The organism is Dyadobacter sp. HNCC25DJ186, assembly GCF_056895235.1.
Map to the genome: position 1 here is coordinate 112,433 of NZ_JBXHAS010000001.1, position 15,195 is coordinate 127,627.

Annotated in this window: 12 protein-coding genes; 8 read left to right on the plus strand and 4 right to left on the minus strand. The window is 40.9% G+C overall.

What is annotated here, in order from left to right; genetic code table 11:
* Positions 1-48 precede the first annotated feature (48 nt).
* Together AC1XUO_RS00565 and AC1XUO_RS00570 are read right to left on the minus strand one after the other, a co-directional pair.
* Complete coding sequence (locus AC1XUO_RS00565) at positions 49-3,402, minus strand: TonB-dependent receptor (RefSeq protein ID WP_483327815.1); 3,354 nt, start codon at positions 3,400-3,402, stop codon at positions 49-51.
* Between the two features lie 416 nt (positions 3,403-3,818).
* Positions 3,819-7,124 carry a TonB-dependent receptor gene (locus tag AC1XUO_RS00570; RefSeq protein ID WP_483327816.1) on the minus strand — a complete coding sequence of 1,102 codons (3,306 nt, stop codon included), beginning with the start codon at positions 7,122-7,124 and terminating at the stop codon, positions 3,819-3,821.
* Positions 7,125-7,500: 376 nt separating this feature from the next.
* Between AC1XUO_RS00570 and AC1XUO_RS00575 the strand changes: the two genes are divergently transcribed.
* Positions 7,501-8,271: an alpha/beta fold hydrolase gene (locus AC1XUO_RS00575; RefSeq protein ID WP_483327817.1), complete on the plus strand. Its 771-nt coding sequence runs from the start codon at positions 7,501-7,503 to the stop codon at positions 8,269-8,271.
* 128 nt (positions 8,272-8,399) lie between these two features.
* Here AC1XUO_RS00575 and AC1XUO_RS00580 read toward each other — a convergent pair whose 3' ends face one another.
* The gene (locus AC1XUO_RS00580; protein ID WP_483327818.1) at positions 8,400-8,828 is read right to left on the minus strand and encodes a hypothetical protein; all 429 of its coding nucleotides are present in this window, start codon (positions 8,826-8,828) and stop codon (positions 8,400-8,402) included.
* Between the two features lie 197 nt (positions 8,829-9,025).
* Between AC1XUO_RS00580 and AC1XUO_RS00585 the strand changes: the two genes are divergently transcribed.
* The 7 genes from AC1XUO_RS00585 (at position 9,026) to AC1XUO_RS00615 (ending at position 14,709) form a co-directional block, all read left to right on the plus strand.
* Positions 9,026-9,730 (plus strand): SAM-dependent methyltransferase, encoded by a 705-nt coding sequence (locus tag AC1XUO_RS00585; RefSeq protein ID WP_483327819.1) that lies wholly within the window; start codon positions 9,026-9,028, stop codon positions 9,728-9,730.
* A gap of 143 nt (positions 9,731-9,873) precedes the next feature.
* Complete coding sequence (locus tag AC1XUO_RS00590; RefSeq protein WP_483327820.1) at positions 9,874-10,590, plus strand: hypothetical protein; 717 nt, start codon at positions 9,874-9,876, stop codon at positions 10,588-10,590.
* 53 nt (positions 10,591-10,643) lie between these two features.
* The gene (locus tag AC1XUO_RS00595; protein ID WP_483327821.1) at positions 10,644-11,339 is read left to right on the plus strand and encodes a hypothetical protein; all 696 of its coding nucleotides are present in this window, start codon (positions 10,644-10,646) and stop codon (positions 11,337-11,339) included.
* Between the two features lie 25 nt (positions 11,340-11,364).
* Positions 11,365-12,063 (plus strand): hypothetical protein, encoded by a 699-nt coding sequence (locus AC1XUO_RS00600; RefSeq protein WP_483327822.1) that lies wholly within the window; start codon positions 11,365-11,367, stop codon positions 12,061-12,063.
* Positions 12,064-12,139: 76 nt separating this feature from the next.
* Entirely contained in the window at positions 12,140-12,778 is a 639-nt protein-coding gene (locus tag AC1XUO_RS00605; RefSeq protein ID WP_483327823.1) for an MBL fold metallo-hydrolase, read from the plus strand.
* A gap of 75 nt (positions 12,779-12,853) precedes the next feature.
* Complete coding sequence (pssA, locus tag AC1XUO_RS00610; protein ID WP_483327824.1) at positions 12,854-13,558, plus strand: CDP-diacylglycerol--serine O-phosphatidyltransferase; 705 nt, start codon at positions 12,854-12,856, stop codon at positions 13,556-13,558.
* Between the two features lie 149 nt (positions 13,559-13,707).
* Positions 13,708-14,709, plus strand: coding sequence for a 3-oxoacyl-ACP synthase III family protein (locus AC1XUO_RS00615; protein WP_483327825.1), 1,002 nt, complete (start codon positions 13,708-13,710; stop codon positions 14,707-14,709).
* Positions 14,710-14,834: 125 nt separating this feature from the next.
* On the opposite strand, the gene AC1XUO_RS00620 is transcribed toward AC1XUO_RS00615, so the two are convergent.
* Entirely contained in the window at positions 14,835-15,194 is a 360-nt protein-coding gene (locus tag AC1XUO_RS00620) for a CoA-binding protein (RefSeq protein ID WP_483327826.1), read from the minus strand.
* Position 15,195 lies beyond the last annotated feature (1 nt).

Sequence of the window (15,195 nt, forward strand, 5' to 3'; positions counted from 1 at the left end):
CTAATCCGACACGGCGATTTTTTTATTTTCTAAACTTGAAACGTTGTATTAGTTAAAGATATAACGGATACCGATTTGTGCTTGCCAAACGTCATTGATTGTTTGTGATTTCACAAACGAATCTCTGACCAAAATAGGTACACCATTAATATTTTGAGTTCCCATCCTGTATGATGGAAGTCCCGCAGCTGACACGCCGGGAAAGTTCAATGGACTTACCAAAGTACCGTTTGATGCCGTAGCTACGTTCGCAACACCCCATTTATTATTGATCATGTTACCGATATTAAACACGTCAGCTCTCAGGCGAATGATATTCTTTTTTCCTTTTGAGCCAACTTTTACGTAGAAATCCTGCTCTACGGTTAAATCGAAACGCGTTAACCAAGGATAAGCGCCGCCGTTACGTTCTGTATACTGTCCTTTTCTTTTTGACAGATAAGAGTTGTTATCAATATAATTCTGGAAAGCAGCTGTTTGTTCCTCAGGAGAAAAAGTATAGGCCTTTCCATTCACAGTGGTTGTCAAGGTAGCAAAAGTCAACTCGGCCGCACTATTCGGAACGCGTAAAAGGTCATTATTTTGTCCGTCACCGTTAAAATCAGATGAACTGATGTAAGACAATTTCGAGCCGCTCGCTGAAACTCCACCTAGAGTGATCATTGTCGCCCCACCAAATGTTCCGCCGTATTCCTTACGATAAGAAACATAACCCACAAAACGGTGACGCAAATCATTCCCTGAATACGACATACCCAAGTGGTTTAAGCCATTGATACCAGGAACATTACCTTCAACTGTACTCGATACAGAAGCTATATCTCTCGCCTTTCCGTGGGTATAACCCAACATTCCACCAAGACCATTTGTCGCAGGTTTTTCCAGTTTTCCAGTTAATGAATAAGAATATCCCTTATCTGTGTTGGTCAAAACGTATACGTTGGAAACCTTTGTGTTAATTAATCTCGCTGAATTTATTGCAGCAGTTCCGGTTACACCAGAAGCAGGAAAACGATCACGTGTGTCAGGGCCAGTAAAATCTGTTGTAGCATCCTTTAGATTTACATCAATATAGCGAAGTGCATTATAATTTTTGTTCAAGATACCTTCAACAGTCGCTACAATACCCCAGCCAATCTGACGGTCAATTCCGATATTACTTTTCCAAACCTGAGGGAATTTCAAATCTTCATCAGAAGCATTCACCTGATAACCGGAAAGAGACGCTGTTGTGGCAGGAATGAAACGGGTTGGATCTGTTGTGAATGGGAAAGCGGTTGTATTGTTTCCAACAATTGTCGCAGAATTTACACCATTATTACCCAACTGATTTGAAATCAAAACGTAAGGAATTCTTGACAAGAAAAGTCCTGTTCCACCGCGAACCTGAGTCATTTTATCGCCAGTCACGTCCCAGTTGAAACCGATTCTTGGAGAGAAATAAACACGACCTTTTGGTACATTTCCAGTATTTACCTTGTAATTCTCGCCGTTGTTATCTTTAAAAGTTAAACCAGCAACATCTGCATTATAATATTGTTTCGACGTGTTTGGAATTGTAATATAATCAGTACGAACACCCGCAGTAATTTTCAGATTTTTCGTAGCCTGGTATTCGTCCTGAACATAAAGACTTGCTGTTTGCGTTTTAAATACCTGCCAAGGCGCGGCACCACCCGGAAGTAATGAATAACGATAATTAAAACGAACAGCCTCAACTGGTGAAGTTGTAGCATTTGGGTTATCAATAAAAGCCTGCGCTGCTGTTTTAAAATCCTCGATCGATTTGTAAACATAAACTCCGTTTGATGTCGGGAAAAACAGGTTGTTCGATTTGAAATGTTCGTATGAAGCACCCAACGTCAAAGTATGTCTTCCGGCGTAATAAGTAAGGTTATCCGTAATATTTAATGTTGCGTAATCCAGACGGTTGTTCGGCGTAAAAGGATCCGAGCCAATCGAAGTGTAAGTTGATCCATCTTTCTGAATTTCAACTGTCGGGAAGATAGCTGCCTTGTATTTTCTGTCTTCGATCTGCTTGTTGTAAGTTCCAATCAAAACATTAGAAAACTTACCACCAAAATTTGAGTTCAATTCAACAACCGCAGAACGCGTGTTATCCTGGATTATATAACCTGTATTCTGAGGAGAAATCGCCAGAAGTGAGTTCGTACGGTTACCAAAACCAGCGGTATTGCTACTATTACTCTGACTGATCAACACGTCAGATTGAGAATCGTGGTGTGAATAACGTACCGTTAACTTGTGACTGTCATTAATATTCCAGTCAATGCGGCCAAGAAATTTGTTACTCGTATTCTCGTTATTGAAACCGTCAAGTGCGCCAATGTCATATCCAAATTTCTCCTGCATGAATGATCCAAGATCTTCAAGATCTGCGGCAGTTGTGCGAGAAACGTTATTTCCGCCAGTCTGTCCACGGTTTAATTGATAATCAAGCGCAGGGCTTGAACGCTTTACGAATTCTCCGTTAACGAAGAAGAAAAGTTTATTTTTCACCAACGGACCGCCAAGACGGAAACCAGTTGTTTTTTCATTGAATTCGTTAATGGTAAGATTATTCCCATCCGCCTTATCACCGGCCAGACTTTTATTTTTGAAAAAGTGAAATACCGAACCAGACAGTTCATTCGTACCAGAACGCGTAACAGCATTGATACCGGCACCTGCGAAACCTGACTGGCGCACATCGAAAGGTGCAATATTGATCTGAACCTCTTCAATCGCATCCAAAGAAATTGCTGACGAGCCTGTACGACCACCTGCCGCAGCTTCACTTCCTAAACCAAATCCGTTGTTAAAAACAGATCCGTCAATTGTGAAGTTGTTATAACGGCTGTCCTGTCCACCGAAAGATCTACCGTTACTATAAGCATTGTACTTTGTGATGTCATTTAAAGTACGTCCAAGTGTTGGCAAGCTGGTAATCAACCCTTTGTTAAAGGTTGTCGCAGCACCGGTTCTGTCTGAGCTGAAAATGTCACTACCCGAACCTGAAACCACCACTTCTTCCAGCTGCGTTCCACCGTCGTTTAAAACAAAGTCAGCGTTGGCTACTGTTCCAAGGTTTGCGTAGATATTTTCCTTTGTCTGATCGCTGAAACCAATGAAGGAAACCGAAACGGTGTAAGGGCCACCAACACGTACGGATGGAATGGTGTAAAAACCTTTTTCATTGGTAATCGAACCATATCGAGATCCTGATGGAACGTGAATGGCTACAACCGTTGCGCCGGGAAGCATTTCACCTTTGCTGTCTGTGATCTGTCCGCTAATCGCAGAAGACGTTACCTGAGCTTGTACCTGCCCGCTCACTAAGGACAATAAAATCACGAACAGCGTACAACACGCTGCTCTGAAAAGTAGACTTTTCAAATTCATAAATTTTCGGGGATTTTGGTAATGGAGTTAGATGCATCATTCAGATTTTTTGAATGAATGTTTCCGCAAAATAATGGTTTTTTTGATTACAAAACAATGTCCAACTCCCTACTTAAATTGTATACTTACGTATACATCATACTAGGTTATTCAAATAATTACGAATAAAATTTTAATAATCATATAAAATACCAAATTTACTCGATCAGTGTTAATTTTTCCTTTCAAAATGATTAGAAAGAAATAATAGAAAGTTAAAATTGGAAGGATCCAATTTGTGAAAATTAGATTTTTGTAAGATTTCTTGGAAATTAAAAATTCGATACTGGAATAATTTGTGAGAAAGTACTCGTCTAACTAGGCTAAATATAAAAAAACCCATGCCTTTCAGCATGGGTTTCAAATATCAGATCATACTAAAAACTGTAACGAAGACCAAGCTGCATATTCCAAGTGTTCGCTGCATTAAATGCGTTTCTATAAGGAGTCGTTGGTAATTTCACAGTATTTTCAGCACCACTTACCGTCAACATCTTAAAGGTAGGAACACCGGCAGATGTTACGCTGGCAACATCAAGAAGTGCATAATTAAATTGCGATCCCGCATCCAGTTCTTGTCTTACGCCCCATGCAGAATTTAACAGATTTCCCACATTCATAATGTCCAGACTGATCTGAAGGCTATTTTGTTTTTTACCGATATTTGTGAAAATATCTTGTACCAATTTAAAGTCAAAGCGATTCAACCAAGGAAGTAATCCGGCATTCCGCTCGATGTATCCACCTTTTGCACTTTTAAGTTCCTTTGTATCATTTACGATCTTATCAAATGCCTCACGTTGCTGATCAGCCGAGAACAGTACTTCGCCCGCCGAATTTCTGATAGGATCAAAGTTCAATTCAGAAGCGCTTTCAGGAATATAAAGCAGATCAAGAGACACACCGTCGCGGTTTAAATCACCATTTGTCGTGTAGGCAAAGCGACCTGCATTTTGTCCCTGATAGAAAAGAGACACGGTTGTTGCCAGGTGATTTGCATAAGCTATTCTATATGAAACATTACCAACTACGCGATGCGGAATACCAAATTGTGATTGCCCAAGCAATTGTTCGTTTGGATCATTGATTGAGTAATTGTTAGACCATGCAGAGTTCGCAGCAGAACCAGGATTTCCACTAATGTCTCTTGCATTTGTATAGTTATAGAATAAAGACCCGTAAAATCCTTTTCTAGCAGGAAGAGAAAGACCAGCCGTGATGGCCATTGAGCGACCTTTATTTGTATTGCTCAAGACTGGCACAATAGCTCCTGTGCCAGTGTTATATGTTGCGTTTGCAGCCCCACCCCAAAAATCGCGATCGTCACCTGCATAGTTCATTGTTGCAGTTGCCGGTTTGCGATTGGCATTAAACTGGTATGTAGCCTGAATATCTTTTGTATAAAGGAAATCGAAACTTGCTACTAGCGGAGTTCCCGGAATCTTGTAGTCCGCTCCAATATTTGATCTCCATACCTGAGGCATTTTGAAATCTTTATCGATTAGCGCTACTGTTCCCGGAGCCGTAGTGCCGGCGGTTTTTGGGAAACGATTTGGAAGGGCATTTACCCAATACAAAGGATCAGCGTTAAAGTTTTTAATCTCTGCGAGCGTAGCCGCGTTTACAGGTTCCAACGTATTTTGAAGAACACCAGAATTAGAAGGCTGGTTAGTAAAGTATACAAAAGGTATAAGTCCTGTAAAAATACCAGTACCTCCACGAAGCTGCAATGAGCGATCTCCAAAAACATCGTAGTTAACGCCTAGACGCGGAGAAAGCAATACTCTAGATTTCGGCCATGTCTTCGTTGAATAGGAGGTTTCGTTGCCATCCTTATCCAACAATTTCAGGTTGTCAATTGCTGGATTGTATAATGGATCATCCATAAAAATTGGAAGATCTGCACGAAGACCTAATGTAAGATTCAATCGATCAGTTACTGCGAATTTATCCTGAGCATAAAGCCCAGCCATTCCAAAATTGATATTTGCCCATGTGTCGCTTTGCAAAGGATACGTTACACCATATGCCGATGGAGCTCTATCGTTCAAAAAGTCCTGTACCGAATTAAAGCGGTAATAAGAAGTTCCAAGACGTACATAACTGTTCGAAAACTTCATAATCTCAAAGCTCGCACCACCAGTCAATGTATGCTTTCCAGCTTGGTAAGTCACATTATCAAGGAAGGTGTAGTTGTTATTTTTTACACCATTATTGTACGAAAACAATTCCGTACCAAAACTCATATAATTTTTACCACCTTCCCAGATATCAACAAATGGAAAAAGTGATCCAGGAGTCGAACGTGTAGACTCAATGTATGAGTAAGTTGCCAGGAACTGGTTTGATAATTTTGAACTAAAACTCGTGTTTAATTCAGCAGTTAATGATCTTACGATATTCTTCTGTGCGTAATTCGCATTTTCAAACGCCATTGATTCATTACTGATCCGGTTTACTCCTGAACGCGGGTTTGGCCCGGAGTTTCCATTGGTTGCCTGATCACTAGTCCCTACAACTTGATTATAGCGAATAGTGAATTTATTCTTATCATTGATATTCCAATCCAGACGAGCAAGAAATTTGGTACTCTCGTTGGTGTATTTGTTTGCATAATTTTCGTAGGCTCCCGGGTCATATCCGTACTTACTTTTCAAAAGCGAACTAACAGCCTCGAGATCTTCAACTGTTGTTCTTGCAACGCCTGGTTGCCCTGCGTTACTTCCACGGTTGGCAACCCAAATATTTCCCGGATACACATATTTTTCCTGTTCAAAATTTCCGAAGAAAAACAATTTATTTTTAACAATAGCACCCCCTAATCGGGCTCCAAAAATTTTGTTTGATGACTCGGCAACGTTAAGTTCTCTGCCATCTACTTTTTTGCCATTAAAACTTTGATCGCGGTAAAAACCGTATACCGAACCTGTCAATTCATTTGTACCACTTCTTGTCACTGCATTTACGCCTGCACCTGTAAAACCTGTTTGACGAACATCATACGGTGCTATATTAACCTGAACTTCCTGGATCGCATCCAAAGATATTGGCTGCGCCTCTCCGCCAGGTAATAAGTCACTGCTCAGACCGAAACCATTATTAAGGACTGCACCATCAATGCGGACACTATTTAAACGTCCGTCACGCCCTCCAAAATTTGTTCCATTTGCCTGGGGTGTTAATCGCGTAAAATCTGTCAAACTGCGACTTATAGTTGGAAGTGTTGTCAATTGCCTGGCATTAATATTGGTTGCTGCGCCGGTTCTTTCATTATTAAAAACGTCGCCGCGGCCAATACTTACAACAACCTCGCTTAGTTGGGTTCCTTCATCTGTAAGTTTGAAATCAACAACAGATGTTGAACCTAGATCAGCCGAAATATTTTCTTTGGACTGTTGGTTAAATCCAACGAATGACACCGTAACAGAATAAGGGCCACCAATGCGTACAACAGGAAAATTAAAACGACCACTTTCATTAGTAGATGTCCCATATTTTGTACCAGACGGAACGTGAATAGCTACCACGGTTGCCCCGGGGAGTGTTTCTCCTTTTGAATCGGTCACCTGTCCTCTGATTGTTGATGAAGTAACCTGCGCTTGTACTTTTCCGCTTAGGAAAGACAATGAAAATACGAACAGCAAAAGGCTTGCTGCTCGGAAAAGTAAACTTTTCCTGTTCATAGAATTAGATATTTGTTGAGACTTAATAGTAGATTCACTATGTAGTGATAGCTGATATTGACCGTAAAATAATAGTTTTTTAAGTTGTAAAACAATATTTGTAATCCTACTAAAATACTATACTTGTAATTACAACTACCTGATTCATTGAAAACATGCACCTTAGCAACTAAAAATTGAAACATTTCCAATGTTAAGATTTTGTTAACTTTTTCAGGCTTTTATTTTTTTCTGTCAAAAAAATCCTGACGATCTTTGCAATACTTCTTACATATCGGCAAAAATGTCACATTTGGTTACTAGGCTGATGGCTGCCTAATTTATTATCTTCGGCAGAATTATTGAAAACTAGATTTTTTTAATTTTTGTAAAAAAAATGGAGCTTAACTACAAAAAAATAGGAGATACGGGAAAACCGCTTGTGATACTTCATGGCGTTTTCGGTTTTTTAGATAACTGGCTTACCATCGGTAAGACGATTTCTGAGCAGGGCTTCATTGTTTATCTGGTTGATCAAAGACACCATGGACGTTCCCCACATGAAGGATCGCTGGACTTCCCTACCCTTGCCGCAGATCTAAAAGAATTTTTAAGTCAGCAAAATCTGGACAATCCCATTTTAATGGGTCATTCCATGGGCGGCAAAACGGTTATGGAATATGCTGTTAACAATCCGGAAACTTTTGAAAAGCTTATTGTTGTTGATATTGCGCCAAAGCAGTATCCGGTACACCATACAAGGCTTCTGGAAGGTTTAAATGCAATACCGGTCGAAGAAATTGAAACTCGTCAGCAGGCAGATGATTTTTTAAGCACTTATGAACCGATCCTGGCTGTAAGACAGTTTTTACTGAAAAATCTATATAGGAAAGAAGAAGGCGGTTTTGACTGGCGGTTCAATCTGCCCATATTGACGACCGATATGGCAAATGTCGGTGCAGAGATTATAAGTGCAACTCCGGTGGAAACGCCTACACTATTTATTCGCGGCGCAAAATCACATTATATTCTGGATGAAGACTGGGAAGATATTTTAAAAATTTTCCCGAACGCACAATTGGAAACAATCGAAAACGCAGGACATTGGGTACAGGCCGAACAGCCTAAGCTCTTTGTTAAACATTTGTTGAATTTCCTGAATAACTAATCTTCCGGAAAACTGATTTTCATAGTGAAAGCTTTTTCCATATACTTAAAATACCCGGTCACTGCTGAATCGGCAGTACCCGGGTAATTTTGAAAAACATTTCGAACGTTTCGCCTGTTTATTATAATCTATTCCCTCCTGTATTTATTCCGTGGATTCTGGCATTGTGCAATGATCATTTCGTCGCCATTCATCTCAATATCCCAAACCGGGCACGGTGCGCAAATCACTGTTGTACAATCATTGACATAAACCACTGCTGATTGAGGTTTGATTTCATAAGTTTGATTATTGATCAATAAACTTTTCGGAGAACAGCAACTGGCTTTGCCGTCACCATTCAGTATCACACCGTCGTTCCTGAAAATAAGGTATTCCGGTTGTAATGTGTTAACGGCCGTCCAGGTTTTTTTCCCGTTAACGGATTGTTCCGTTTCTATCAAAAGCCATTTGGTATCAGAAGCAGGTGCAAAAAAATCTGGTTGCACCGCATCTTGATTGTCGGCACACGCAAAGCCAATGATCAAAAATAGTGGAATATAGAATAATCGTTTCATAGGTTAACTTTTTCTTAAAGATGCGTTTTTGACCTGATTGGTTGGAACTCACCCGGAAAACCACAGCACAATTTCGTTTTCAGCTTCCATAAACTGATTGAAATAGCGCAAAGTAAAGCGGCGTTTCATAGCTTTGCATTTTATTTACAGGTTCTGTTTCCGGACAACGGATGACCATAGAATCAAAAAAGCATCAAATGAGTCAGTCAGAAATAACTTTATATTTAATACCGACCGTTCTGGCAGAAGGAACGGGCGATAATGTATTAAGCCCTCAAATAAAAGATGTGATTACAAACGTAGACGTGCTTTTTGTTGAAGATATACGGACTGCCCGTCGGTTTATCAGCAGCCTGAAACTCGGAAAAGTGATCGATAATATCACATTTTTTGAATTGACAAAAGATACCCCACGCGGAGAAACAAGAGACCAGATAAAAAGTCTGACGCAAAACGCGGGAATTATTTCAGAAGCCGGGTGTCCGGGCATAGCCGATCCGGGCGCTGTCGCTGTCGACTTTGCACACCAGGTGGGTATCCGGGTTGTGCCGCTTGTCGGGCCGTCATCCATATTACTTGCACTGATGGCATCGGGAATGAGCGGACAATCGTTTGTTTTTCACGGGTATCTGCCCATTGACAAAACGGAAAGAAAAAAGGCTGTGAAACAGTTGGAACACGATGTTCTTGAAAAAAATCAGACGCAGATTTTCATGGAAACACCTTTCAGGAATAATTCATTTCTGGACGCCCTGCTGGATTCGTGCCAAATTGACACCTTGCTTTGTATCGCTTCCAATATCACCTCCGACGAACAATTTATCGAAACTCACCCGATAAAATATTGGCGAAAAAACAAGCCGGATTTGCATAAGCAACCAACAATATTTTTGATCGGCTAATTTTTATACAAACCTGCTTAGCCTCAGCGTTAAATGGTCGGAAGAGAAAAATGATCGCCCATTTTTCCAACCAACCGCCCGCATTTTGAATCTTGATTAGCGACAGTTAATTAATTTTATTTATCAAAATGCAATTTAAAGCTATGAAAAATTGGTTTGTTTTAGGTGGTTTGGCCTTGATAGTGAGTATGTCCGCCTGTGATGACAATGGAGAAATAATTCGTTCAGGAATTATTATTGAGTCTGATTTTGAACAAAACACAAACAACTGGGAAGCAGATCTGGCAGAGTACAGCACAGCCACTGATACATCGATTATTGAATTCAGGTCAGGCAGAACACCGCTTCCTGAACCCCTGGACAAAAAGCGTTCGGCATTTATGCTGCAAAGCCACAACAGGAGCGATGATATGTTTATGTTTCTGAAAAGAAAAGTAAATGGTTTGAAAGCCAACCAGACTTATACGGTTGTATTCAATATTGACCTGGGAACAAGTTATCCCGCCAACGGCATTGGTGCCGGTGGTTCCCCAGGCAGTTCGGTTTATTTGAAAGCCGGCGCTTCGACGATTGAACCGGCAAAAAAACTGGAAGACGGTTTTTACCATTTCAATCTGGATAAAGGAGCGCAGTCGCAGGAAGGAAAAGATTTTTTGATCCTTGGTAACATTGCGAACGGCCTGGAAAAGGAGGATTACAAAATTGTTCAGCGTGACAACATGGCAAAACCTCTGGAAGTAAAGGCAAATGCCAACGGAGAAATCTGGCTATGCGTTGGAACTGATTCGGGATATGAAGGTTTAACAAGATTATACTACGACAAAATCAAAACGACCATTGCTGAAAAGGTAATTAATTAGTCCGTCGTCTCCATAATTCGACTAGTTTTGTCTACGCAAAGAAAATAAATTTGATGAAGAAATATTTGACGTGGGCAAAACTGGTCATATTGTTAAGCCTGTCAGCCTGCAACAGTGAGGAAAGAAATAACGTGGATCCAGTCAGGACCATGACCTCGGAATTCCAGTCAGGCGTGGAAGGATGGACTGGCGACTATGCACTTTACAACCGGGCCGATACCACAAAAGTGGCGTTTGCCATGGAGCGCGATTCTCTGCCAAGTGATATAGATTCCCTGAAATGGAGTCTCAGGCTGGAAGGAACAAATGTGGGCGACAGCATTTTTCTTTTTCTCAAAAAGGAAATCGCCGGCCTTAATCCGGAAAAAACTTATGACGTATCTTTCGATATCAACCTCGCCACAAATTTCCCGGATCTTCCCGGTGCTGTTGGTACCACAATTAATTTGAAAGCTGGCGCGTCCGCTTCGGAACCCGTGAAAAGGCTCTTAAACGGATTTTATAACCTTTCCATAAAAAAGGGACTATGGAATCAGGATGGTGCAGAAATGTCTATTATTGGTAATTTGGTGAATAATTCTGCAAGACCGGTATATCAGTTGGTCAATCGTAACAGCAGTTCAAAAAATATTTCTGTAAAACCAGGCAGCGATGGAAAAATCTGGGTTTGCATCGGCGAAGACACGCGTTACAAAGGAAGAACCGTTCTCTATTATGATATGATAAAAGTTACAGTTCGGGAACAATAATTGATTTAAAAGTAGATTGCAAAGCATGAAAAAGTGGATCGTATTGGTGGGTTTGATTATAGCCATTTATTTTGTTGCGTGTAATAACGCCGCGGATCCGCTGCCTATCACATTCTTTGACAGCACCTTTCAGGAGGCCACAGATGATTGGACCGGAGATTTTGCTTACTATGAATCAGGACAAGACTCCTCGGTAAAATTCAATATCTCCCTCGCCAACATACCTTTCAGAACTGATAGCACTTTACGTGGTCTGCGGGTTGAGGGAACCAATACAGGTGACAGTCTTTTCTGGTTTATCAAACGGAAAATAACAGGCCTGGATCCCACCCTTACTTACAAGGTTGCATATAGAATAAATTTATCAACAAGCTACCCCGATACTGTTGGCAGCTCCGGCAGAATCACCTATATAAAAGCAGGTGCGTCAACGGAGGAACCTAAAAAAGTATTATCGTCAGGTTATTACAATACATCGATCCTGAAAGGTGCCATTGGCAGAAACGGAACAGAAATGCTTCTTTTGGGAAATGCAGGAAATAAATTAGATTCTGTCGCTTATCGAAGCATTGTCAGGGATAATGCAAATCTCGCCGTGGAAGTAAAACCAAATGCTGCCGGAGAAATCTGGCTGTGTGTAGGTACTGAAACAAAATACAAAGGTCAAATTTTGCTATTTTTTGACCGCATATATGCAGCCGTAAGTGAAAAACGCGACTATTAGACGCTGTTTACATTCCATTTCGTAACTTCGCACAGATATACTGCCGGGAATTCTCCCATCTTTTACGTTTGAAATAATGATACAGATCAAGTCTTTTGTCTTCAATCCTTTTTCGGAAAATACTTATTTATTGTATGATGAAACCAACGAAGCGATCATTATCGATCCGGGCTGTTACGACAAAGCGGAATATCAGCAACTTTACGATTTCATTGAATCCAATGCTTTAAAACCGGTCAGAATTGTCAATACCCATGCGCATATTGATCATGTGCTGGGAGTGGCTGCGGTCAAAGCAAAATATGATATTCCATTTTCACTGCATAAAATCGATGAACCATTGTTGAAAGCGGTGAAAACCTATGCATCAAATTATGGCTTTTCAGGATTTGATGAACCGGAAATTGATTCATATTTTGATGAAGGCGATGTTGTAACTTTTGGAAATTCTTCCCTTCGCCTGATCTTCGTGCCCGGTCATGCTCCCGGTCATGTAGCTTTTGTAAATGATGAACAGCAATTTGTAATTGGTGGTGATGTACTTTTCAGACAAAGTATTGGCCGGACGGATCTCCCGGGTGGTGATTTCGATACACTAATTGATAGTATCAAATCCAAACTTTTTACGCTGGCAGATGGTTACACTGTTTACGCGGGCCACATGGAGCCAACGACCATTGGGTTTGAAAAGAAGAATAATCCATTTCTAAAATAGCTTTACAAAAAAGTTGCCCTGATTGGATTTTCGATTAAGTACCCGAATCTCAACCCTGTATTGAAAAATTATAAAATGTTTCTTCGTCATATTCCAAACGTACTTACTTGCCTTAATCTGCTTTGCGGTTGTATTGGTGTGGTGGAGGCGTTTCACAATAACATTATTATTTCCTGCGGTCTGATTGGAGTTGCGCTCATTTTCGATTTTTTTGATGGCTTCGTTGCGCGAATCCTGAAAGTAAGTTCGCCCATTGGCCGAGACCTGGACTCTCTTGCTGATATGGTCACCTTCGGACTTTTGCCATCCATTATTATTTACCAGTTATTAATGCAGAGCATCCCCGACCTGCCGGGGATCTGGAAAGCATATCCTGCTTTTTTAATTGCAATTTTCTCTGCCATCCGCCTCGCAAAGTTCAACAACGATCCACGCCAGAGCGATTCCTTTATCGGAGTGCCAACGCCGGCGAACGCTTTATTAATTGCCTCACTTCCCGTCATTGTCCTAACGCAGGACGAATATTGGAAAACATTAATTGTCAATACAAACAATTTACTGCTCCTGACAGTTGTAATGTCTTATCTGCTCATCGCGGAGATAAAACTTATCGCATTAAAATTCAAATCTTTCGGCTGGCAGGGAAATGAATTCCGCTATTCATTTCTTCTGTTGACGATTTTACTTCTCGCCTTTTTTAAAATTCTCGCGGTTCCCCTGATTTTAGTAATCTATATCATTTTATCAGTTACAGCCAATCTCACTAAAAAAAGTGCGTGAATTGGTAACAAAGACTTTTTGTTGCAAATTTGTGTTTGATCAGACAAATCCGTTTTGAAGTTACTGACAGGTGATGTATAACTATCGGTATACTAAGTGTAATGGTCTGATTTTAGTGAATTGCTTAAAATACACAAATTATATTCCGCATGACATTTTCCCGTATTACCGGCCTTGGTTATTATGTTCCTGACAACATCGTTACAAATGACGATCTGACCAAATGGATGGAAACGTCCGATGAATGGATTCAGGAAAGGACGGGCATAAAAGAGCGTCGGTATTTTGAATACGGAAAAGATACCAATTACAGTATGGCCGCCGCGGCTTCAAAGCAGGCACTAGAAAGAGCAGGAATCGCTGCGGATGCGGTTGATGTTATCGTGTACGCCACCATCACACCGGATTATTTTTTCCCGGGCTCTGCCTTTTTGATGCAGAGAGAATTAGGCATGGACGGTATACCTGTGATCGACATTCGTCAGCAATGTTCGGGATTCGTTTACGCGCTCTCCATCGCGGATCAGTTTATCAAATCAGGAATGTATAAAACTGCGTTGGTCGTTGGTTCAGAAATCCAGTCTTCCTGGATCGACAAAAGCACTGCCGGCAGAAATACTGCGGTGATTTTTGGAGATGGTGCAGGCGCAGCAGTTTTACAGGCGACCTCAGATGAAAGTCACCGGATTTTGTCAACACATTTACATGCCGATGGAAGATTCGCGGAAGATCTTTTTGTGAAAGAACCGGGCAGCAGCCGACCGGGAAGAACTGCCACAACAGAAATGATTGATGAAGGCGGATTTAACGTACACATGAATGGAAACACGGTATTCAAACACGCCATCGTCAGGTTTGGGGAAGTGATCAATGAAGCGTTGGATGCTAATGGATTTCAATCTTCGGATGTGAATATTTTGGTACCACACCAGGCGAATATTCGCATCAGTGAGTATGTAAGGCAACAGATGGGACTTGCCGAAGAACAAGTTGTCAACAATATTCAACGCTTTGGGAACACGACTGCAGCCTCTATACCCATTGCACTTGCTGAGGCCTGGGAAGCTGGAAGGATCAAAGATGGTGATCTTGTATGCCTTGCAGCTTTTGGAAGCGGGTTTACGTGGGCGTCAGCGCTTATTAAATGGTAGAGAACGTGCAGAGAATGAAATTAATTCTACTTTAGTTTAAATTTCAAAACACATAAAAGTAAATTTGCGTTAAAAAAGAGCTTTGATAAATTATTGCTTTTCTACCACTACCCTCCTTTTTAATATCAGTATTGTCCGGTTGAAAGCATTACCAAAGTGCACGCTCTGACTGGTACGATATTTTTAGAAGCCAAAATGTCTTCAAACTCACGATTTTCTGTACCAGGATTAAAAATAACACGTTTTGGTTTCAGCGAGACGATATAATCGTAATAAGTAGTTTGAATACCCGGATTGATATACAAAGTAATAGTGTCAATATTTTCCCAAGGCAAAGGCTGAATATGGATTTCCTGCCCCGCTACTGATCCCTTTCTGCGACCAAGTAGTAAAACAGAATTCCCCATCGCTCTTAGTTTTTGGGCCGCCAGAAAAGAATACCTGGTCGAGTTACTTGATGCGCCGATGATGAGTGTAATTTTCATT